The organism is Gorillibacterium sp. CAU 1737, from assembly GCF_039888655.1.
In the GTDB taxonomy this organism is placed as follows: domain Bacteria; phylum Bacillota; class Bacilli; order Paenibacillales; family NBRC-103111; genus Gorillibacterium.
The window spans coordinates 757,784-778,629 of the sequence record NZ_JBDQQO010000001.1 but is presented as its reverse complement, the minus strand read 5'-3'; the positions used below and the strand labels follow the sequence as shown (position 1 = coordinate 778,629).

Sequence of the window (20,846 nt, the reverse complement as noted above, 5' to 3'; positions counted from 1 at the left end):
CCCTCTGACAAGCCAATTATTGCCTTTATTTAACAAATTTCATAGGGTGGAAAAGCTACTTTTCTATAAAATAATCCACCTTTTTGCTAATTGGTGCCATATTTTCCTCATGCTATAATATTTATTCACATTGAACATTTATCCCCCTAAAGGTTCCCTTTTTCACAAGCGTGCATCCTCTTCTTCTCTCTTTCTCTTGACTCTGCCGCTGCGTCGTCGTTTAAGATAGAGACAATTACCAATAGGAGGGATTTCCCGTGACCGCCCCACTGCTCAAGATTCGTGAAGTTACCTTGCAATACGGCATCACCACAAGAGCCCTGCAGTACTATGAGGAAATGGGCTTGATCAAAAGCCTGCATGTCGACGATTACTCCTATCGCTGCTATGACGAGGAAGCCGTCAAACGCCTGGAACACATCCTGATCCTTCGCAAATTGGATATTTCCATCAAGGACATTGCCCGCATCTTTTCCAGCCCGAATGCTTCGGTCTTGATTGAAGTGCTGAGTGACAAGCTGAAGACGATCGACCGCGAGAAGGAACTGCTGCTGCACTTGCGCAGCCTGTTGATCGCTTTGATCGAGCAGATCGAAAGCTACGACATGCAGAAGGAAATGGATCTGAAGCTCCTTTATGAGAAGGCGAACAAGGTCGAATCTTATATTGAAGGCTTTCAGGACGCAGAAAAAGCAAAGGCCGCTCCTTCCCTCCTGGAGACCGTTGAGCAGTTGGAGAAGAAGCCCGATATCCGCATTCTCACCCTGCCTCCCGTTCGAATGGCTCGGTCTGGGAAAAAGGGCCTGGAACCCTTCGACCGTTGGTTCAGCGCGATCCATCCGCCGCAAAACCTGTTTCCGCGCGACTTCATGTGGTTTAACCCCGTGTTAAATGATTTCGAATGGCTGTTTGCCATCCCGGAAGGCATGACCGATACGAACGGCTTCGAGGTATTTGACTTTCCGGGAGGCTTGTACGCAGCGGCCGTTGCGTTTGACGATGATGATATCAACCGAGTGAACACGTTCGTTCACAAATGGGCGGAAGCCAGTGAGGTCTATGCCGTCTCCACCCTCGAAAATGATGAGGCCGAGCGTTACGACATGGGCCACATCATCGGATCGATGGAAGATGCCGAAGGCAACCGCCGCGAGCAGATGGATCTGTTCATTCCCATTGTGAAACGCAGTCCGCTGCCGCAAGAAGAAATGGTTTCTTCGCTTAAGTAGTGAAACCGTTACGGTTTGCACATGCAGGAGGAAAAACTCGAAGCCGTTCGGGAGAGAGGGAGGCCTTCTCATCCGAACGGCTATTATTATGTTAGTTAGGAGAGATCAGCCCTGCTTCGTGCTTACCAGCTTGCGTTCTGCCCACGCTACTGCCTGATACATGAAGGTCGCAACAATGGCGATCAGGAAGAGCGTGCCCAGCACGAGCGTAAAGTTGAAGACCTGAAAGCCGTATACGATCAAATAGCCGAGCCCCTTCTGGGAGACGAGAAATTCCCCAACGATGACACCGATCCAGGACAGGCCTACGTTCACTTTGAGCGTGGAGACGATCGCGGGGTAAGCGGCCGGGAAGATCACCTTGCGGAACTCCTGGGAGCGGCTCCCCCCAAGCAGGCGAACCACCTTCGTATACCCCGGCTCCACTTCGCGAAAGCTCGCATAGATCACGAGCGTCGTAATGATCACGTTCACGGCTAGTGTCGTGCCGATGATCGAGAGCATGCCCGGACCGAGCCCCACGATAAACAGCGGACCAAGCGCCACCTTGGGCATGCTGTTCAGGACAACGATGAAGGGATCGAGTACCCGCTCTGCAAAAGGTGACCACCACAGCAGAACGGCCACCGCCGTACCCATGATCGTGCCCAGCACAAATCCAATCACCGTCTCGGTCACCGTCATGCCGATATGGGGAAACAGCGAGCCGTCTCCCGTCATCTCGGACAAAAGCCGGATAATCTTGCTGGGGTAGCTGAACAACAGCGTGTCGATCCGGCCGCTTCGGCCCGCCCACTCCCACAGCCCAAAGAAGAGCACGAGCAGAGTGAGCTGAGTGATCCGAACGTGCAGCCTTATGCGCTTGCGTTCATTCAAATAAGCCCGATGCGCTTGCTGCGTCAACCGGAGTCGCTCTTCCTCCAAGTCTCGCTTCATGTTCGTCCCTCCTTGCTGTCGGGGTCTTCCAGCTCTCGCCAGATCTCATGAAACAGAGAGTGGAACCCGCGAGTCTCCCTCGCCTCGATCGGGCTGACCAGACGAACGGCATCCGGGACGGACAGCTCATGCCGGATGCGGCCGGGGTTTCGCTCCATGACGAGCACCCGGTCGCTCATCGCCACCGCCTCTGCGATGTCATGGGTGACGAGGAGCGCTGTTTTGTTATGCATCCGCAAAATGTCCAGGATCAGCTCCTCCAACTGAAGCCGCGTCTGGTAGTCGAGGGCGGAAAAGGGCTCATCCAGAAGTAAGAGATCCGGCTCCGTCGCAAGCGTCCGTACCAGGGCCGCCCGCTGTCTCATCCCCCCCGACAGCTGGTGCGGGTAACGGTCCTTCACCTGCAAGAGCCCAAGCTCATCCAGGAGCTGAAGCACCCATTCCCGGCGCTCCTCGGCCACGCGGCCCCGAAGCTCCAAGCCGAGCAGGACATTGTCGAGGATGGTCCGCCAGGGAAACAGGTAATCCTGCTGCAGCATATACCCGATACGGGAGGAAGCTCCCGGACTACTGCCTGTTTCGGGGAACACAACCGTTCCTCGGGTCGGTACGATCAGGCCGGCCATGATCGAAAGCAACGTCGTTTTGCCGCAGCCGCTTGGTCCTACCAAGCTGACGAACTCGCCGGCTCGGATGGCAAACGAGATGTCATCAAGCGCAAGCGAAGCGCCTCGCTCCGACACATACACATGGGTGATGCCCTCTACCTGTAGAGCCGATTCGCGCAACGTTTCATCCCTCCCTTGGCCGGTTGACCAAAATGGAAGGCGAAGGCCGGCCTCCTCCAGGCAGGATAACCCTGCACGGTGGCGGTCGGCCTGCGCTTTCTCACTTCTTGGCCTCCATCGCTTTCTCCGCGAAGGAGTTATCAACCAGCTTTCCGTAGTCCGTGCGGGCTTTCAATTCTCCTGCCTGCTCCATCACATCCTGCAGGTTGTTCCATTCCTTCTCGTCAATGATCGGATCCGCCGCATATGACCCTTGTTCCTTGTACCGCTTCACAGCGCTCTCCAGGATATCGCGATCGGTGTTGGGGAAGTATTCCTGAATCGCATCGACGATCGTCGGAACCGACTCCTTCTCAACCCAGATTTGCGCCCGGTAAAGGGCATTCGTAAATTTTTGTGCCAGCTCGGGATTTTTCTTCAGAAAGCTCTGCTTTGCCATGAATACCGTGTAAGGAAGGTGCCCGCTTTCTACGCCGAAGGAAGCGACGACCGCCCCTTTGCCTTCCTTCTCCATGACCGAAGCCTGCGGTTCGAAGAGCTGCACGAACTCCCCGGTCCCGGAAGCAAAGGCGGTCGCGATGTTGGCGAATTCAATGTTTTGAATGAGCGTCATGTCCTGATGCGGGTCTATCCCATGCTTCTTTAGCGTAAACTCGCCCGCCATCTGGGGCATGCCGCCCTTTCGTTGACCGAGAAAGGTGGACCCCTTGAGCTCATTCCAATCGAACGCCGCTTTCTTCTCCCGCGCGACGAGGAAGGTTCCGTCCGTCTGCGTCAACTGAGCAAAATTGATGACCGGATCATCCGAGCCCTGCTGCTCGACATAGATGGACGTCTCGGAGCCTACGAGTCCAATGTCCACTACTCCAGACAGAATGGCGGTCATCGTCTTGTCGCCGCCTGCGGTCGTCTGAAGCTCGACGTCCAGCCCTTCCTCCTTGAAAAACCCTTGAGACAAGGCAACATACTGCGGGGCATAAAAGAGCGAGCGCGTCACTTCCCCAATCTTCACCTTCGATGCCTCTTTCTCTCCACATCCCGCGAGCCCGATCACCAGGGCTATGCTTAGCCCCGCAAGGGCGGTCCGCCTCCACCATGCCATCTTCCTCATCCTCTTCCCTCCCAAGTCATGCTGTCTTTCAACAGTGTATGCGCCTATGGGAAAAGTGGTCCCACTTACGAGGAGAACGACACAGCAAAAAGCCCTGCGCGGGCTTCGGTTTCCGAAACCCCTACGCAAGGCTTAGAGCGTGTTTGCAAACCCGTCTAGCAGGAAGTGCGATTCTAGCGTTCCCTGCGAATACTTGAGATTATCGCCGTCTCGACGCCAGTTCCCGCACATTGGAGTACTCCTGGCGAGCGGGAGCGGGAGCGGCAGCGGAATCGGCTCTCATCGAAACCACATCTCGGACAATATAGAGCGGCCTGCCCTTAGCCTCCTCATAGATTCGCCCGATGTATTCGCCGACAGCTCCCAGCATGATCAGAATGAAGCCGCTGAAAAAGAGCTGCACGATCATGAGCGAGGACCAGCCGGGAACCGCATGCGAGGTAAACAATCGCTGATAGAAAACCGTCAGCATGTAGATGAAGCCTGCCGCGGAGCAGAGAAAGCCTGCGTACCCGGCCAGCTTCAAGGGCTTATGGGAAAAGGACGTGATCCCGTCCAAGCAGAGCTTAAGCATCTTCTTAAGCGGATACTTCGTTTCCCCCGCCAGCCGTTCATCGCGAACGTACTCAATGGCGGTCTGCCGAAAGCCTACCCAGCTGACGAGTCCCCGGACAAACCGATTTTTCTCCGGCAGCCTCTTCATCTCCTCGCACACCCGCCGATCGATCAATCGGAAATCACCGGTGTCTACGGGTATGTCGATCTCGGTAGAGGCCCGCAGTACGCGATAAAAGAGCTGGGCAGACGTCCTCTTAAACCAAGTTTCGCCTTTGCGTGCAATCCGCTTTGCGTAGACCACCTCATAGCCCTGCTTCCACAAGGAGATCATCTCCAGAATCAGCTCCGGAGGGTCCTGGAGGTCGGCGTCAATGACGACGACCGCCTCCCCGCCTGCGTAATCCATCCCGGCCGTGATGGCCACCTGATGGCCGAAGTTCCGAGCGAAATCAATCAGCTTCACCGTTCCGTCCACCGCACAGTAGCTTTTGAGAATCTCGGCGGTACGGTCGCGGCTCCCGTCGTTGACGAAGATCAGCTCGTACGATTCTCCGGTGGTGTCCATGACGTTTTGCAGACGTCGGTAGGTCTCATGGATGACCTCCTCCTCATTGTATACGGGGATGACGATGCTGTATTTCAACGTTCCTTCCATGCCCAATCCGCCTCCTTCCCTCATGACTTGATTTCATACAAGGTCGTTCCGCCAAAGCCTCCGTTTCCCATCACGCCTTCTTCGGTGGAGGCGGAGGCACCCTTCCATTCGCTCTCTGGAATCGCCGTGCTGTTCGCGATAATCCACTCCGTTACTTCCGAAGAACCTCCCCTTCCGCCTTCTCCGTTCATAAGGAAGTACTTCACGTCGCCGTTTGCGACCATCTCCTTCAGCTTGTCGACCGTCAGAATGGGGTCGGAGCCGGAGAAACCGCCCATGGCCATGACCGCTTGCCGGGTTTGGATGATATAGGGAGCCGCCGTTTGCGAGCTGGTCGTGGCAAACAGGTACTTCTCCCCAGTGTTGTTCTTGTTCAGATAAGCGACCAGATCGGTGTCCACCGATGAGGAGCCTCGAGAGAAGTTGAAGCCGCCGCTGTTCGCGTCAGTCCGACCATCCGTACGCTCACCGGACGCCACAGAGGCATCGCCAGGTTGGGCTGAGTCACCCGAGGCGCTCGGATTCTCTGAGTTCCCCGGGTTGCCTGGGTTGCCCGTATCATCCGTCGATCCGTTCATTCCCGGCATCCCGCCGGGGAAAGCCATGGCGGTTCGGTTTCCGCCGCCCATCCCCATCCCGGTCGCTCCGGTGGGGCCAGCCGCTGGAACGGAAGAGTTCGGGTTCGCTTGCGTGGAAGGAAAGTAGGACCAGTACCCTGGAGCCGAGAGCAGGACGAGCATTCCGAGCAAGGCAGCGGCAAAGGAGCTTTTCTTCGGAAGAAGCCGGAGAAGCAACAAAATCGAAAGGACTGTGCCGCCTGCTCCTACCCCGATCAGCCATCCCTTGCCCATCGACTCTTGGTAAGGGTCAAGCACATAGAGCTGGAAGGCAGTCGTCGCGAGTAGAGCAGCAGGAAGCAGCCATGCCTTCCAGCCTTGCTTCTCGCGGTAGTAGCTCCATAACACGCTCCAGCCGGCACCTGCCAAGGCCGCAATCGGCGGTGCCAGCATGATCAGGTAATACTGGTGGAAGAACCCCGCGATGCTAAAGAACCCGCCGACCGGAATCAACCAGGCCAGCCAGAACAGCGTCTCTCGTTCACGAGCCGCCATGCCGCCGCGGCGGAACCGGATGCCGGCCAGCAAGCCGATGCTGGCGACAAGCGCGAAGGGCAAGAGCCAGCTGGCTTGGCCGGAGAGCTCCGACTGGAAGAGGCGGAAGACACCCGGCGTCCCGGTGTTAAACATCCCGCCGCTGCCGCCATTGCGGTTGGCGCCACCGTCATCGCCCGCGCCGGGGAAATTCCCGCCGGGCATCTGACCATTCATCCCGCCGGGTCCGCCCTGCATGGCTTCTCCGGTCGGTGCGCCTGCTGCGCCATCGGTCGCCCCGTCGGCACTGCTGCTCTGTCCAGGCGAGCTGCCTTGCGCATTCCCTTGTCCATCGCGACCACCAGGAGCTGTCATGCTGTTGCCACCGTTGAAGTTGCCCCGCTGCCCGCGTCCAGAGCCCTGCTCACCTGGAGCTGCCTGTCCCGTTGCAGACCGCTCAAACCCGCTTGGCATTTGCCCGCCGCCAAAGCCTCCGCTTCCTCCATTGTTTCGGTCGCCGGTTAATCGGCTAACACCGTTATAACCAAAGGCCAGCTCCAGCACCGAGTTGGTTTGACTGCTTCCGATGTAAGGCCGCTTGTCGGCTGGTATGGCATCCACAATGACCGCCCACGATACCGAAATCACCAACAAGAGAGCCGTAGCTCCTGAGAGAAGCCCGATTTTCTTTTTCCAGTTACCTTTTACCGCAAGCCAATAAAAGAGATAGAAAGCGGGAAGCACCATATATGCCTGCAGCATCTTCATGTTGAAGCCGATACCGATCATTGCGAATGCTCCGAGGACCCATCCTGCTTTCTTCGTTCGGACTCCCTTCATCAGCATCCAGGCTCCAAGCAGCAGGGTGAACACCAGCATCCCGTCAATGTTGTTGGAGCGGCTGATGACAACTGCAATGGGGGTGAGGGCCAGAACGAGCGCTCCCATGCGTGCAGCCAGCTTGCCGAACGTCGGCTTCAGAAGGAAGTAGAGGAGCAGCACCGACCCAACATTGGCGAGGGCTTGAGGCAAAATCACGCTCCAGCCATATAACCCGAACACTTTGGCAAACAGCGTTTGAATCCAGAATACAACCGGGGGCTTATCCACTGTCACAAAGCCTACCGGGTCGAGTGACCCGAAGAAAAAGGCTTTGAAATTCTCCATCATGCTCGCCACCGCTGCGGTGTAGTAGGAATTGGAGTAGGTGTCCCTCCATATGCCAAACACATTCAAAAACAAAGACAGGAGCGTGATCCCTGCTAAATACCCATCCACTCGCTTCCATCGTTTCTCCATCCCAACCGACTCCTTCATTCCTCGTGTCACCCGCACCGTTCCAGAGGTTTTTCTGTATTGTGCACGATCCTCCTTAACGGCACGTTATCATTAGCTTAATGGAAGCTTAAAGAGCGAAAAAAACACTGCTCCCGTTGAGCACTGGAGAAGCGGCAAACATTTCGTGACAGCGGTATAAAGGACATTCGGTTCGGAATACATCACTAGTAGGGAGATCCACCAAAAGGAGGACATTCTGTGCCAGATGCCTTTGTTATTCGTTCGTTAGATGAAATCCAATTTTGGTCTCGTATCATGAAGGAACACTCGTTGTTTCTCCGGTTGGGCTTTCGCTGCGAGGATACAACCTTGATTCAGGAAGCCAATCAGTTTTACTCGATCTTTGAAGCCATTGAAAGCAAGTCGCACACCTATAATGCAGGGACGGACCCCCAAACCATCCTGCGGTTCAATGCCGAGGTCCATACCGCCGTTACGCACATTTGGGCTTTCAAGCGAAAAGTATTGGGCTTGATCTTGCGATGCCAGTTACCTGGACAAAACAATTTCCCTCTGTTGGTGGACCACGTCAGCCGTGAGGCCTTCTATTTCCGCAACCGGCTCGAACAGCTCAATACGGGACAGCTGGATGCCTTGCCGGATGCCATCATCAATGAAAATGTCTTCTTCCTCCGCATCATGGCCGACCACGCCAAGTTCATCGGTCACCTGCTCGATCCTTCCGAGAGGAAGCTGGTCGATCAAGCTCGAACCTTCAGTGACGAGTTCGACCAACTGTTGAATCAGGCCCGAGACCTGGACTCGATGCGGCCGCAATCTCAAACGGTTCCTCTTCTCGATCAATTCCTGGATCAAAACCGAGTTTCGGTAAAGTCTTTACGGGATTTCAAAAAGACAGCCCGCGATCTGATTGAAGCCTGCCGTATCAAGAGCATCATTCACCCGCTGCTCGCCGATCATGTCTTCCGGGAGGCGGAGCACTTCCTGCACATCATTGATCTGTTTGAAGGGGCTCTGGTCAGCAAATCCGGGTAACAAGCAAAAAGCGAACCCTGCCGGTGGATGTCCGGCTTGGTTCGCTTTTCGGTTTCAAGGATGTTCGGCTGGTATCTCGATCGTTCCGCTTACACCAGCTTGTAGATGTCGGAATACTTCTTCGTCAAGTAGTGGACAAGGTAATCCGGGTTCAGTTCTTCGCCGGTAATGCCGGTGATGAGCTCGCCCGGGGTCTTCAGCATGCCATATTGATAGATTTTGTCGGTGAGCCATTGCTTAATCGGTGCGAAATCACCGGCTTGGACGAGTTCATCTAGGTTGGGGAGGTCCTTGCGCAGTGCGCGCTCGAACTGCGCAGCATACATGTTGCCAAGCGCATAGCTCGGGAAATAACCGAAGCTACCGCCAGCCCAGTGAACATCTTGAAGGATGCCGAGCTTGTTGTTCGGCGGGGTCACACCGAGGTACTCTTCGTACTTGGCATTCCACAGTGCTGGAAGCTCGTCCACGGTAACCTTGCCGCTGATGATGTCCTTTTCCAGCTCGTAGCGGATCATGATGTGCAGGTTGTAGGTCAACTCATCGGATTCGGTGCGGATGAGCGACGGTTTCGCTTCATTCAGCGCAACATAGAAGGCTTCCTCGGTTACCCCGTCCAGCTGCTCCGGGAATTGCTTCTTGAGATCGGTGAAATATCGATCCCAGAAGAAACGGCTGCGACCGATCATGTTCTCCCAGAAGCGGGATTGCGATTCATGAATGCCCATTGACGTTCCCGAGCACAATAGCGTTCCGTCCAGCTCTTGCATCACATTTTGTTCATAAAGGGCATGTCCGCATTCATGGATGGTGCTGAACAGCGCATCGGAGAAATGGTTTTCTTTATAGTGTGTCGTGATGCGAACGTCGCCTAAGTTGAAGCCGCTGGCAAACGGGTGCTCGGTCTCATCGACACGGCCTGCATCAAAGTCATAACCCAGTTGTTCGAGAATGAAGCGATTAAACGTCTTCTGCTTCTCGACGGGGTAGGAGGTGAACATAAAGTCGGTCTTCGGCTTGTGACTCGATTCCTGAACGCCGTGAACGAGAGGAACCAGCTTCTCACGGAGCGCGCCAAACACTTGATCCAGCTTCGCCACGGTCATCCCTGGTTCAAATTGATCCAGGAGCGCGTTGTAAGGATGCTCTTCATAGCCCCAAATCTCGACGAACTCGCGATTGAAGGCAATGATTTTCTCCAGGTAAGGGCTGAACTTGCTGTAATCGTCGGCATTCTTGGCCTCTTCCCAAGCGGACTCCGCCTGTGAAGTCAGAACCACATACTCCTGGTAGCGTTCGGCAGGAATCTTCGCGCTGCGGTCGTATTCCTTGCGAAGAATTTCCACGAGACGTTTCGTAATCGGGTCCACTTGCTTGGCATTCTCTTCTTGCTCGAAGTAGGTCAGGTACCCGACCATTTCATCCGAGATCGAAAGCTTGAAAATCTCCGTGGACAGAAGGCCGATGGCCTCGGACCGCTTCGCTACCCCTTTCTTGGGTGCGCCGGTGCGAAGGTCCCAATACATGATCCCCACAGCCTCTTGGTATTGCTTCATGCGGCTGGTCAGGTCAAGAAAGCTTTTCTTTTTCTCTTCAAATACACTCATTCCATTCGCCTCGTTTCTCTCATTCCGAAATGAACTCCATCTTCGATCTTACCGATTTTCTCCAATCTTTTCAATGGAATGGCTCACAGGAAACCAGTTGGTGTCAGAGACTGCCTTGTGCTACACTGATTATCGATCGCTTCACTCAAATAAAATCCATAAGGAGGGACACCATGTCGCGTCTTACTGAAATCCTGGAATACAATAGGACTTTCGTTCAAAACCGAGAGTTTGAAGCTTTTCGCACCACGAAATTCCCTGATAAGAAGATGGTTATCCTCACGTGCATGGATACCCGCCTCGTCGAGCTGCTGCCCAAGGCCATGAACCTTCGCAATGGCGACGCCAAGATTATCAAGAGTGCCGGCGCCATCGTCGCCCATCCCTTTGGAAGTATCATGCGCAGTATCCTGGTCGCCATCTATTCGCTTGGCGCCGAAGAGGTCTACGTGGTCGGCCATCAGGATTGCGGCATGACAAGCTTGAATGCCGAGCAAGTCCTGACGGACGCGGAAGCGCGCGGAATCTCCAAAGAAACCATCCGGACCCTGGAGAACTCAGGGATCAACCTCCAACGCTTCCTTACCGGCTTTCATTCCGTTTCGGATGCCGTGGCAGACAGCGTACGCGTCATTCGCAACCACCCCCTGCTTCCTTCCGATATCGGCGTCCACGGGCTGGTCATGAATCCCGAGACCGGCGAGCTGCTCGTCGTTACCCGCGGCAAAGAACGGGAGACCGAGCATACAGAAGAACCGAACAAAACCCTATCATAACAACAGCCTGCCACCAGCGGAAGGTGAGCGGCGACCCTCAGGAGTCACGGTTGACACAAGTGACCTCCTGAGGGTTTTTGTGTTGGTATCCGTAGAAAACCCCTCGAGTCCCGGCACATGGCCGGAACCCGAAGGGTCTGCGTTGCTTCCTCATTCTGCAGGCTGAAGCAGCTCATCCAACACCCGGTTCATCTCCTCGCGGACCGTCTGAACCGCCAGTTCGATGTCCGAACGGCTCGCCTTCTCGATGTGAATGCCCATGGTGACGGTCACCGTTGCCCCTAGCTTTGTGCTAGCCAATCCCGCACATTCGAGGGCGAGCCGGTCTTCCCGGTGTCCGGGGACCACTGCCAGCTCCGTGTGGATCTTGCCGTCCTGAAAGTAAGCCATTGCCGAAGCCCCGATGTGTGCCTCCCCTCCCGTCACCACGAATAGATAATCACTGCCTAATCGAATGGTGTGGATGCGGATGTCAAACGGTTTCTTTGCCCCTGCGCTCATGCCGGTCGCCTCCGTTTCTTTGGAATCGATATTGTTTGCGAAATATTCTCAATACTTCCTTCTTATTGTATGCGCATTCAAGCTATTTTTCAACGGTTGGACAAAAAGAAAGGCGCTCGAGGAGCGCATAGAACCTTCCTTATTTTCCCGTTATGATAGAGCCTTCAGCTTCGCAATTGCGGTCAAGTGCGTTTCTCCTCGTTGTCGTATGCTGGGTTTAGGAGGTGGAAGAAATGGAGAACCGGGAAAAAGTCGAAGCCGTACAACGCATGCAAGCGTATATCGAAGATCACCTCAGCGAACCGATCACCCTGCATCAACTGGCGGCGCAAGCCGGCTATTCCCCTTGGCACAGCAGCCGCATCTTCAAAGAACTTCTCGGTAAAACTCCCTTCGACTATATTCGGTCCCTTCGGCTCACTCAAGCGGCCCTTAGCCTGAAGGAGGGGCGGATGCGGATTCTCGATGTTGCCCTCGATTATGTCTTTGATTCCCATGAAGGGTTCACGCGAGCCTTTACCCGCGAATTCGGTATCTGCCCGAAAACCTATTGCAAGGATCAGCCCGCCGTTAAGCTGTTCATGCCTCCCCGGGTCCAGGATTACTACCTCACTATTCAAAAAGGAGATCAAGCCATGACGAAAAAAGCGCAAGCTCGCACCGTCTTCGTGCAAGTGGTCGAGCGTCCGGCTCGAAAGCTGATTTTGAAACGAGGAAAGAAGGCCACCCATTATTTCGAGTATTGCGAAGAGATGGGCTGTGACATTTGGGAGGTTCTTACCGCCATTAAGGGGGCCCTCTACGAACCGATCGGCATGTGGATGCCCGACTCTCTTCGTCCGGCTGGAACTTCTGTCTACACTCAGGGTGTAGAAGTCCCTAGAGACTACGCAGGCTCGGTGCCGGAAGGCTTCGAGGTCATCGATCTCGCTGCCTGCAAGCTGATGGTCTTCCAAGGCCAGCCGTATGATGATGAGAATTACGGGGAAGCCATCGGCGAGGTGTGGGATATGATGAAGAGCTACGACCCAACCTTGTACGGCTTCACCTGGGCCGACGAGGAGGGCCCGCGCTTCCAACTCGCCCCGATGGGCTACCGCGGCTACATTGAAGCGCGGCCTGTTCGGCAGGCGAATCGTGAAGCTGCATCTCTGATGTAACCAGCACGAAAAACCCTTCCAGGCAGAGCGGTTCTCGCTCCTACTGCCCGGAAGGGTTTCTTCATGGATGGAGGTTCTGCATCGCAATCCTTATCTCAAGTTCAGCGCTCGTTCGGTCAAACTTCTTCCTTGCGGTAGGCTGCGACCCCAAGCGCCAGCGAGCCGGCCAGCCCTGCGTTATCGCCGAGTCCCGGGCTTACAATGTAATCGTCCAGCCCGTCCAGCAGCTGAGGTGCGCTTACGTAGCCATTGAGGTTTTTGCGAACTTCCGCACGAATCAGCGGGAAGAGCTGCTCTTGCTTCATGACTCCGCCCCCCAGCACAATCTTCTCGGGCGAGAGCATCAGTATCGTATTGGCAATGGATTGCCCGAGGTAGTAGGCTTCAAGTTCCCAGGCCTCGTGATCCTTGGCAAGCTCGCTTCCTTTGACCTTCCAGCGCTTCTCAATGGCGGGTCCGGCAGCCAGTCCTTCAAAGCAGTCATTGTGATACGGGCAAAAGCCGACGAAGCTGTCGCTCGGATGACGGCGAAGCAGCACATGTCCGCCTTCCGGGTGGACCAGGCCGTGAACCAGCCGTCCTTGGGAATAAACGCCGACGCCAATCCCGGTACCGACGGTGTAGTACACGCAGCTCTTGAGCCCTTTGGCTGCGCCCCAGATGGCTTCGCCGTATGCGGCCGCATTGACATCCGTATCCCAGCCGAACGGTACGTCGAAGGCCGACTTTAAGGCTCCCAGAAAATCATACCCGTTCCAGCCCGGCTTCGGCGTGGTGGTTACATGCCCGTAAGTCGGGCTGTTCTTGTCGATATCGATGGGACCAAACGACCCAATCCCGATGGCCGCTACCTGCTTGTCCTTGAAATACTCGATCACTTGCGGAATGGTTTTCTCCGGCATTTCCGTCGGAATGCTGATTCTCTCCTCGATGACGCCGTTCTCGTTGCCAATGCCGCAAACAAATTTCGTTCCTCCGGCTTCTATTGCTCCAAAGCGCATGCTGTACATCCTCCCTCAGGTCTCTTCAAGTTGTATCTCCCGGCCGATAGACGACCGGAAGGGGGTACACTTTCTCCTCCATGCTTTCACCGGCAATCCGCTGCAGCAGCAGACGGACCGCCATTCGTCCCATCTCTTCCACCGGCTGCCGGATGGTGGACAAGCTTGCGCGAAGTCCTCCCTCAAAGGCGATCCCATCGTAGCCAATGACCTTCACATCCTCCGGAACCCGAATGCCTCGTTTCTCGGCAAAGGCAATATAGCGAATCGCCTTCTCATCCTGGCTCGCAAAAATACCGTCAATGCCGGGCGTCTGATCCAAAAAGCGCTCCAGGTAGGCGTTCCAATCGCCGATCGGCTCCTCCGGTTCAAAGACCGTAACCGGGATGCCGAGCTGCGACGCCGCTTCAAGAAAGCCGTCTCGCCGTCGAACGCATTCATTCGGTACGGTGGGGACACTTCCCAAATACGCCAACCGACGCGCGCCTGCTTTCACGAGCTCATGCAAAGCCAGCTTCCCGCCCGCATGGTTGTCCGAGGTTACGCAAGGGATATTCGCCCGGAAAGGTCGATCGATGCTCACCACCGGGATGCGGTGCAAGACGGATTCCTCCACCGGATTGGAGAAGATCCCGAGAATCCCGGCAACTTTATTTTGCTCCAGGAGGCCGATGATCTGCTTCTCCTTCCAAGGCTTGCTCCCGCTGTTGCAGAGCAGAAGCTTGTAGCCCCAGCTGTCCAGCTCCTCCTCTACATAGGAGGCAAGCTCAGAGAAAAAGGGATGCCACACCGTCGGCACGAGCAAGGCCACGAGGTTTGAGGTCTGCTTCTTGAGGTTTCGCGCCATTTCATTGGGGACATATTGCAGTTGCTCAATCGCCTGCTGAACCTTCCAGCGCACTTCATCGGTAACCGTAGGGTTGCCGTTTATCACGCGGGAAACCGTACCGATCGCCACTCCGGCAAGCTTGGCAACGTCCTTCATGCTCGGCATGGAATCACCTGCATTCGTCAAAATGATCGTACTCTCTGCCGACAGAGAAGCCTCACCAAGCAGATGTTCCGAGTATACCACCTTCGATGAAACGTTTCAACGCATGCTGATATCTCATTTGATGCAGGGTGAACCATATTTTTTTCTTGTGAATTTTCGCTCAAACCTTTCAAAGCCCTTCCTGCTGTGCTTTAATGATTTAGAGCGTGTTTACAAACCCGATCTTCGGTCGAGTTTTCTTTTCTCACCTGCTAATCGACGTTTCCTAGGTTAGCAAACACGCTCCAGAAGCATGGAATAAGGAGCTGAGGACATTGTTGGTCTCTTCATTTTTGCTGCCGAAGGAGCGGGTTGCCTATCTTCTCTCGTCCGTCAGCATGCTGGAGGCAGCGGAGCAGCTGGAAAAACACCTTTACACGGCCATCCCCATAATCGATCCCGACGGCAGATACATCGGAACCTTATCGGAGGGCGACCTCCTCTGGAAAATCAAACGAACCCCTGGATTGTCCTTCGCTACGATGGATCAGGTTCCGCTCTCCGACGTGGAGAAACGCTTTCGGCTGGAAAGTGTTCGAATCGACACTAGCATGGAGGATATGCTGAACCTGGCCGCGGACCAGAACTTTATTCCGGTCGTGGACGAGAGCGGAGTGTTTCTGGGCATCATCCGACGCAGGGACATCATTGAATACTATAACGACAGTATTATGGATTAATCGCACCACGCAAAAACCGCGCTGCCTCTCCTCCCGAAACAGGAGAGCGTCAGCGCGGTTTTTCATTGTAACCGTTAAAAGAACATGCGGGTATCGTTATTGCGTCCGAACCGATAGATGGCGGCGAGAACGAAGACAAGAGCAAAAGCGAACAAGATAGCGAAATTCATGCCGAATCCGGAGATGGATTGGCCGCTCTGAAACCGATCGAGCGCATCCAGGATGTAATGCTGCGGGGTGAAGGCTGCCGCCTTCTGAAGTGCTGCGGGCATTACGCTTATAGGAAAGAAGCAGCCGGCCAAGAGGCAGCTCGGTACCACGATGAGGTTCTGCATGGAAATCATACTGTTGCTTGATTTGCACAGGGAAGCCAGCATGAGAGCCAATCCGATCGCCACTAAGCTGAATACGGTAAACACCATCACGATTTTCCAGGTGCTTATTCCGGGATCAAGCCCGAGCAGCTCTTTCATGACAAACAGAGTGACGACAATCTGAAGCAGCAGCACCAGCAGGCTAACGAGTGCGTTGGATAAAACATAAGCCCGGGCCGTGAGCGGAGAGGACATCAACCGCAGATAGGTCCGGTTTTCTTTTTCCTCCAATATCAAGGAGGCCATGTTGGTTGCGGAAAAGAGCATGAACAGGATCAGGAAGCCGAAGGTTTGGTAGGTTACATCTTGAGAATGAGTCGTATCGGCGGATACCGACGCCTGCTCTACTTGAAAGCTCTGTTGTCGATAACGATCATGCAACTGATCGAAGGCCTCCCGATCTCCCTGAACCGCCGCTCCGATCGAGGCGAGATTGCCGGAATACTGCTCCAGCATCGCTTTTAGAAAGGCTGTCGATTCGGCTCCTTTCATGGACCGGATCTCCAGTCCGCTTCGGTCTCCTGCAAGAAGCGCATCCGAATACCCTTTTGCAAGGAGAACGCCTGCATCCAGTTCACCGGCGGCGATCTTCTCGTTCAGCTCCTTCTCCTCCATCAAGGTTAAGGAGACCTTGTTCAGCCCCTTCAGGAAGTGAATCGTGTCCTCTGCCTGCTTCTCTGTTCCATCCATATTGACCACCCCGAGGCGAAGCGGCATGGAGCTCGTGCCGGAATAAAGCAGGATGGAAATCAGGACTCCGACGACAGGCATGAAAAAGAGGATCAGCCAGCTCATGCGCCTTCGAAACGTATTCAAACAGGTCTTGCGCATCATCCAGAGAATGTTGGCCATCCTAGAGACCCTCCTTTCGCTTCAGAGAAACCGCTGAGATGAATAGGAACAAGGCGGCCAGTGCCAAGTTCAACGTTATAGGCTGGATAGCCGCGGTCAGCCGATCGTTGTAGATGATCTCGATCATCGCATGGTTAGCCCAGCGAAGGGGCGACAGCCAGGTTAGGCTGCCCAGAAACCCGCCTATTTGAGACAGCGGGAAATACGCTCCTCCGAGGAAGGAGACGACCTGCGTCAGAATAATCATGACGGCGGTGCTGCTGTCTTTTTTGAACAGATAGCCAGCGGCCAGGCCGATGCTTACGGACAAGAGAACTTCGGTCATGAGGAGTGCGAGGACAACCCCGTAATGGCCGCCCCAATCGGCGTGAAACACGAATCGGCTGAACAATACCACGACGAGCACGAACAAGGTATTGATGAGGGTGGCTCCCAGCACCTTGCCAACAAACAGCTGGGCTTTGGTAAGCGGGGACGACATGAGCCGGCTATCTGTTTTGCGAGCCCGCTCTCCCTGGATCAGATGGGTGCTGGTCGTCGCTGCGTAAAAGGCGATCATGGTGGACATCGCCATAGCGTAATAATCCATGGATCCTGGAGAGCGGTTCGGGTTAATGGAGCTTTCCTTGATCGGCGTTGCCTCTGCTGACAGAGCGTTTGTTAACCGCATGCCGAGCTCCGGGGATTCCTGGAAAGCAGCTACCGCCAGGTTGTAACGGTCTACAAAGGCAGAAAGCATCCCCTCCACGATATTGTCCTCGATCCCTCCCGAATGACGGGATGTGTATCGGATTCCCTTGTCGTTCACGTCCAGATAGGCCGTATACCGGCCTTGGGTTACGCCGCGCTCGCTCTCTGCTCGGCCCAGGTTCTCTGTCCAGTTGACTCCTCTCTCCGCCATGCCTTTTTCAAACGAATCCCATGCTGTACGAAGCTCATCCTGGTTGACGTTCTTTTGCACCACGATGGAGATCCTGTCAAGAGAAGGCTCTGAAGAGAAGTTTTCACTCAAGGCAAATCCGAGCACTGTCATCATGGCGATGGGAAAAGCGATCATCAGCAGAAAGGTAAATCGGTTCCGCAGGGTGGTTTTGATTTCCTTCCAGGCAATCCTCAAGCTGTTGCTCATAACCACCCCTCCTCAATCCCTCAAATTTCGTCCGGTTAAGGTGAGAAACACCGTTTCCAGATTCGGCGCTTTCTCGTCCACGGATCGAATCTCTATGTGATCCTCCATCAACTGCTGGAGAATAAGATTCAGATTGTTTACCTCTGCTTTGGAGATGATTTTGAGCGTCTGGTCCTCCAAATGAACGGCGGTAATCCCGGGGAGCTCTTTCAACTTGCCGAGATTCGGTTCTGTTTCGAGCTTCAGGCCGATCCAGATTTCCTTGGAATCCGTGATGGTCGCCTTCAATTGCTCCGCGCTTCCCTCTGCAATGATTTTACCGTGATCGACGATGGCAATGCGCGTACACAGTTCTTCCGCCTCTTCCATGTAGTGAGTCGTGTAGATAATGGTGCTGCCGAGCTCACCCAGCTTCCGAACCGATTTCAAAATGTAGTTGCGGGATTGCGGATCAATGCCTACCGTCGGTTCATCCATGATGATCAGCTCAGGCCGATGGGCAATGGCGCAGGCGATGTTCAGCCGCCGCTTCATCCCGCCCGAAAAGGTTTTGGGCATCGCCTTCATCCGGTCGCCAAGGCCAACAAACTCCAGCGCCTCTTCCGTTCTTTCCTTCAGCAGCGCCCCTCGCAAGCCGTACAATCCCGTAAAAAAGCTCACATTCTCATAGGCGGTCATATCCTCATAGATCGCCAGCTCCTGAGGGACGATCCCGGTGTTCATCTTCGCATAAGTGCGATTCTTCTCTATATTCCGCCCGTTCAATCGAATTTCGCCTCGGGTGATTTGGAGCAGGGAAGCTACCATATTGATCGTGGTGCTCTTACCGGCTCCATTAGCTCCTAGAAAGCCGAAGATCTCCCCCTTTCGCACTGTCAGATTCATCTGATCGACTGCGACGAAATCTCCAAACTTCTTGGTCAGGTTTTCAATTTCCAGTATGTTCATGGGTCAATCTCCTATCTGCTGCGTCCTTGTTTCATTGTAAAAAAAGGGATGAACTCCTGCCAGTGCAGAAGTTCATCCCTTTTCTCCCCCGAACGAAAGAGGTCCTATGAGATTTCTCATGCTCATGCGGGGCGATCCGTACAGGGCAGCAGGCTCGTCACAGTAAAGCCGTTCGTCCCATTGACCGTCACAGTCCCTCCGAGAGTAGCCGCTCGCTCCTCCATGCCGATGATGCCCAATCCTTTGACCACTTTATCAGTCCCGCGGCCATTATCCACCGCCACAAACTTCACAAATCGGTTGAGCACTTGAATGTCGAGGTGAATCGTACTGGCGCCGCTGTAGCGAATGGAATTGGTTACCGCCTCCATGGCATTCTCATGAATAACCTTCCACTGAATGGGCGTCACCCGGCTCATCTCTCCGCTGCAGGCTACTGTTGTTTGAATGAGGTGCTCGGCCGCGACCTTCTCAGCAAACAAGCGAAGGCGCTGGTAGCCCAACTCCTCCGGCTTCGGCTTCACATCCTTCAAGGTGAGGCGGATGCGTTCCAGCCCCTCCTTCGATATCGAAATGGCATTGGTGAGCAGCTCACCCGCTTGATCCACCTGATGATGCAGCAGCCGTTTGGCCGCTTCCATCTGGATTAAGGCACCTGCCATCGAATGGCCGATGTCATCGTGAATCTGCTGCGAGAGCCGGTTCCGCTCCTCCAGCTTGACCGTGTAAGCGGATTGCCGGAGCAGCTCTCCGTTTTCACGCAGGGACCGCTTTACCCCATCCAGTTGCCCCTTCATGAGCTCGAATTCTTCCTCAATCTTCGCCAGTCGCTGCGCATAGCGCCTCACACTGAATTGAAGAAGCCCCGTCAGTCCGGCTGCGAGGACGTAGACCGCAACCTGATCCTGAGAAAGGAAAGGGAGTGGAACGAGACAAGCGCTGAGCAGAATGGCCCCATGCCAGTTCGCTCTCCCTCCGATCCCCCAAAGGGAGATCGGGAACAGCAGCACGAACGCCTCCTCCATCTGAAAGGTACACAGGAGGACAAAGAGAGCAGAGCCCATCTCCAGTGTCCGATAGGCCTTGGGATGCTTGGACAGAATCGCGGCCGCAAGGGAAAGGGCCAGGTAACAGAGGGAGGCCAAAATCATCCACGGGTTCATCCCGCTGCCTGCTCGTTCGTAAGCGTCCACCCACAGGAAAAGCAGGAGGAGCACTTTGTTCCCCAAAGACCCTAATTCCGAGCTTGGCATAACCCTATTCCTCCGTTTGATGAACTTCTCCCGTCAAATAATAGATGGCGATCTGCGTCCGGTGGCTCAAGCCCGTCTTGCTTAAAATCGAGGTGATGTGGTTGGCTACCGTGCCCTCAGACAGGTAGAGCTGGCGGGCCATCCCTCGATTGGACAAGCCTTTGGCGATCAACTCCATGATGGTAAGCTCCCGCTCCGTGAAGAGAGAGCGGTCAATTCGATCTCCGGGGATAAAGGCACTCCCCGCGGACGCTTCCTTCGGCACGACAGGGGCCGGGTCTGGTAATGTGCCTGCAGAGGATGCAAACGAGGAAGAAGCGGCTTGCGCCAGGCTCGCCCGAATCTTCTCTACGACGACATCCTGCAGAACATGATGGTCATGATGCACTGTTCGGATCGCATCTCGAATGCGCTCCGGGTCGTTATTTTTCAGCAGGTAGCCCTTCGCCCCCGCCTGGATCGCTTGAAGAATAAATTCATCGTCATCGAACGTGGTGAGCATGAGCGGCTTCGTGCGAGTCGCAGCCACAATTTCGCGAGCCGCTTCCACGCCGGTCATCACCGGCATCCGAATATCCAAGAGAGCGACGTCAATCTCCTGCTCGCGGCAGGCTTGCACCGCCTGAGCTCCGTCTTCCACCGTAGTCACCACCTCGAACTCCTCAAAGGTGGTAAGGATAATCCTCATTCCTTCTCGTATAAAGGAATTGTCATCCGCAATAAGCACTTTGATCTTCACCGGAAGTCCCCTTCCCTGATAACGGCTTAATTACACACCAATCCCCTGGCAAAAGCAAGCAGGAATTGATCGAAAGCTCCCATCTGCTAGA

The 20,846-nt window shown here is 54.8% G+C and carries 19 protein-coding genes; 5 read left to right on the top strand and 14 right to left on the bottom strand.

The genetic code is table 11. The annotated features are described in order from the left end of the window. Positions 1 to 257 precede the first annotated feature (257 nt). Positions 258 to 1,229, top strand: a complete 972-nt coding sequence (locus tag AAFN83_RS03620; protein ID WP_347767125.1) for a MerR family transcriptional regulator — start codon at positions 258 to 260, stop codon at positions 1,227 to 1,229. A 105-nt stretch (positions 1,230 to 1,334) separates the two neighbouring features. Here AAFN83_RS03620 and AAFN83_RS03615 read toward each other — a convergent pair whose 3' ends face one another. The 5 genes from AAFN83_RS03615 to AAFN83_RS03595 all read right to left on the bottom strand — a co-directional run bounded on the left by AAFN83_RS03615 (position 1,335) and on the right by AAFN83_RS03595 (position 7,667). Then, positions 1,335 to 2,165, bottom strand: coding sequence for an ABC transporter permease (locus AAFN83_RS03615; RefSeq protein ID WP_347767124.1), 831 nt, complete (start codon positions 2,163 to 2,165; stop codon positions 1,335 to 1,337). Beyond that, positions 2,162 to 2,953, bottom strand: a complete 792-nt coding sequence (locus tag AAFN83_RS03610) for an ABC transporter ATP-binding protein (protein WP_347767122.1) — start codon at positions 2,951 to 2,953, stop codon at positions 2,162 to 2,164. The genes AAFN83_RS03615 and AAFN83_RS03610 overlap by 4 nt, the downstream gene beginning before the upstream one ends. 100 nt (positions 2,954 to 3,053) lie before the next feature. Continuing rightward, positions 3,054 to 4,055: an ABC transporter substrate-binding protein gene (locus tag AAFN83_RS03605; protein WP_481810473.1), complete on the bottom strand. Its 1,002-nt coding sequence runs from the start codon at positions 4,053 to 4,055 to the stop codon at positions 3,054 to 3,056. A gap of 208 nt (positions 4,056 to 4,263) precedes the next feature. Beyond that, positions 4,264 to 5,277, bottom strand: coding sequence for a glycosyltransferase family 2 protein (locus AAFN83_RS03600; RefSeq protein WP_347767119.1), 1,014 nt, complete (start codon positions 5,275 to 5,277; stop codon positions 4,264 to 4,266). A 20-nt stretch (positions 5,278 to 5,297) separates the two neighbouring features. Continuing rightward, positions 5,298 to 7,667 (bottom strand): mannosyltransferase YkcB-related protein, encoded by a 2,370-nt coding sequence (locus tag AAFN83_RS03595; RefSeq protein WP_347767117.1) that lies wholly within the window; start codon positions 7,665 to 7,667, stop codon positions 5,298 to 5,300. A gap of 237 nt (positions 7,668 to 7,904) precedes the next feature. Here AAFN83_RS03595 and AAFN83_RS03590 point away from each other — a divergent pair, with 237 nt between their 5' ends. Continuing rightward, positions 7,905 to 8,702: a DUF2935 domain-containing protein gene (locus AAFN83_RS03590; protein ID WP_347767115.1), complete on the top strand. Its 798-nt coding sequence runs from the start codon at positions 7,905 to 7,907 to the stop codon at positions 8,700 to 8,702. A gap of 89 nt (positions 8,703 to 8,791) precedes the next feature. On the opposite strand, the gene AAFN83_RS03585 is transcribed toward AAFN83_RS03590, so the two are convergent. Then, the gene (locus tag AAFN83_RS03585) at positions 8,792 to 10,309 is read right to left on the bottom strand and encodes a carboxypeptidase M32 (protein WP_347767114.1); all 1,518 of its coding nucleotides are present in this window, start codon (positions 10,307 to 10,309) and stop codon (positions 8,792 to 8,794) included. 173 nt (positions 10,310 to 10,482) lie between these two features. Here AAFN83_RS03585 and AAFN83_RS03580 point away from each other — a divergent pair, with 173 nt between their 5' ends. Beyond that, positions 10,483 to 11,085 (top strand): beta-class carbonic anhydrase, encoded by a 603-nt coding sequence (locus AAFN83_RS03580; RefSeq protein WP_347767112.1) that lies wholly within the window; start codon positions 10,483 to 10,485, stop codon positions 11,083 to 11,085. A 150-nt stretch (positions 11,086 to 11,235) separates the two neighbouring features. Here the strand turns inward: AAFN83_RS03580 and lpdD are convergent, their stop codons facing one another. After that, positions 11,236 to 11,586, bottom strand: a complete 351-nt coding sequence (lpdD, locus tag AAFN83_RS03575) for a prenylated flavin chaperone LpdD (protein WP_347767110.1) — start codon at positions 11,584 to 11,586, stop codon at positions 11,236 to 11,238. A 233-nt stretch (positions 11,587 to 11,819) separates the two neighbouring features. Here lpdD and AAFN83_RS03570 point away from each other — a divergent pair, with 233 nt between their 5' ends. Continuing rightward, positions 11,820 to 12,746 (top strand): helix-turn-helix domain-containing protein, encoded by a 927-nt coding sequence (locus AAFN83_RS03570; protein ID WP_347767108.1) that lies wholly within the window; start codon positions 11,820 to 11,822, stop codon positions 12,744 to 12,746. A gap of 116 nt (positions 12,747 to 12,862) precedes the next feature. Here the strand turns inward: AAFN83_RS03570 and AAFN83_RS03565 are convergent, their stop codons facing one another. Beyond that, positions 12,863 to 13,747 carry an ROK family protein gene (locus AAFN83_RS03565; RefSeq protein ID WP_347767106.1) on the bottom strand — a complete coding sequence of 295 codons (885 nt, stop codon included), beginning with the start codon at positions 13,745 to 13,747 and terminating at the stop codon, positions 12,863 to 12,865. Positions 13,748 to 13,772: 25 nt separating this feature from the next. Then, entirely contained in the window at positions 13,773 to 14,741 is a 969-nt protein-coding gene (locus AAFN83_RS03560; RefSeq protein ID WP_347767104.1) for a LacI family DNA-binding transcriptional regulator, read from the bottom strand. Between the two features lie 314 nt (positions 14,742 to 15,055). Between AAFN83_RS03560 and AAFN83_RS03555 the strand changes: the two genes are divergently transcribed. Continuing rightward, a complete protein-coding gene (locus AAFN83_RS03555) occupies positions 15,056 to 15,460 on the top strand; it encodes a CBS domain-containing protein (RefSeq protein ID WP_347767102.1) in 405 nt (134 codons plus the stop codon). A 74-nt stretch (positions 15,461 to 15,534) separates the two neighbouring features. Here AAFN83_RS03555 and AAFN83_RS03550 read toward each other — a convergent pair whose 3' ends face one another. The 5 genes from AAFN83_RS03550 to AAFN83_RS03530 all read right to left on the bottom strand — a co-directional run bounded on the left by AAFN83_RS03550 (position 15,535) and on the right by AAFN83_RS03530 (position 20,704). Continuing rightward, entirely contained in the window at positions 15,535 to 16,686 is a 1,152-nt protein-coding gene (locus AAFN83_RS03550; RefSeq protein ID WP_347767101.1) for an ABC transporter permease, read from the bottom strand. A 1-nt stretch (position 16,687) separates the two neighbouring features. After that, positions 16,688 to 17,815: an ABC transporter permease gene (locus AAFN83_RS03545; RefSeq protein WP_347767099.1), complete on the bottom strand. Its 1,128-nt coding sequence runs from the start codon at positions 17,813 to 17,815 to the stop codon at positions 16,688 to 16,690. A 12-nt stretch (positions 17,816 to 17,827) separates the two neighbouring features. Further along, positions 17,828 to 18,763 carry an ABC transporter ATP-binding protein gene (locus AAFN83_RS03540; protein ID WP_347767098.1) on the bottom strand — a complete coding sequence of 312 codons (936 nt, stop codon included), beginning with the start codon at positions 18,761 to 18,763 and terminating at the stop codon, positions 17,828 to 17,830. Between the two features lie 122 nt (positions 18,764 to 18,885). Continuing rightward, positions 18,886 to 20,016 (bottom strand): sensor histidine kinase, encoded by a 1,131-nt coding sequence (locus tag AAFN83_RS03535; RefSeq protein WP_347767097.1) that lies wholly within the window; start codon positions 20,014 to 20,016, stop codon positions 18,886 to 18,888. Positions 20,017 to 20,020: 4 nt separating this feature from the next. Then, positions 20,021 to 20,704: a response regulator gene (locus AAFN83_RS03530; protein WP_481810472.1), complete on the bottom strand. Its 684-nt coding sequence runs from the start codon at positions 20,702 to 20,704 to the stop codon at positions 20,021 to 20,023. Between the last annotated feature and the right edge of the window lie 142 nt (positions 20,705 to 20,846).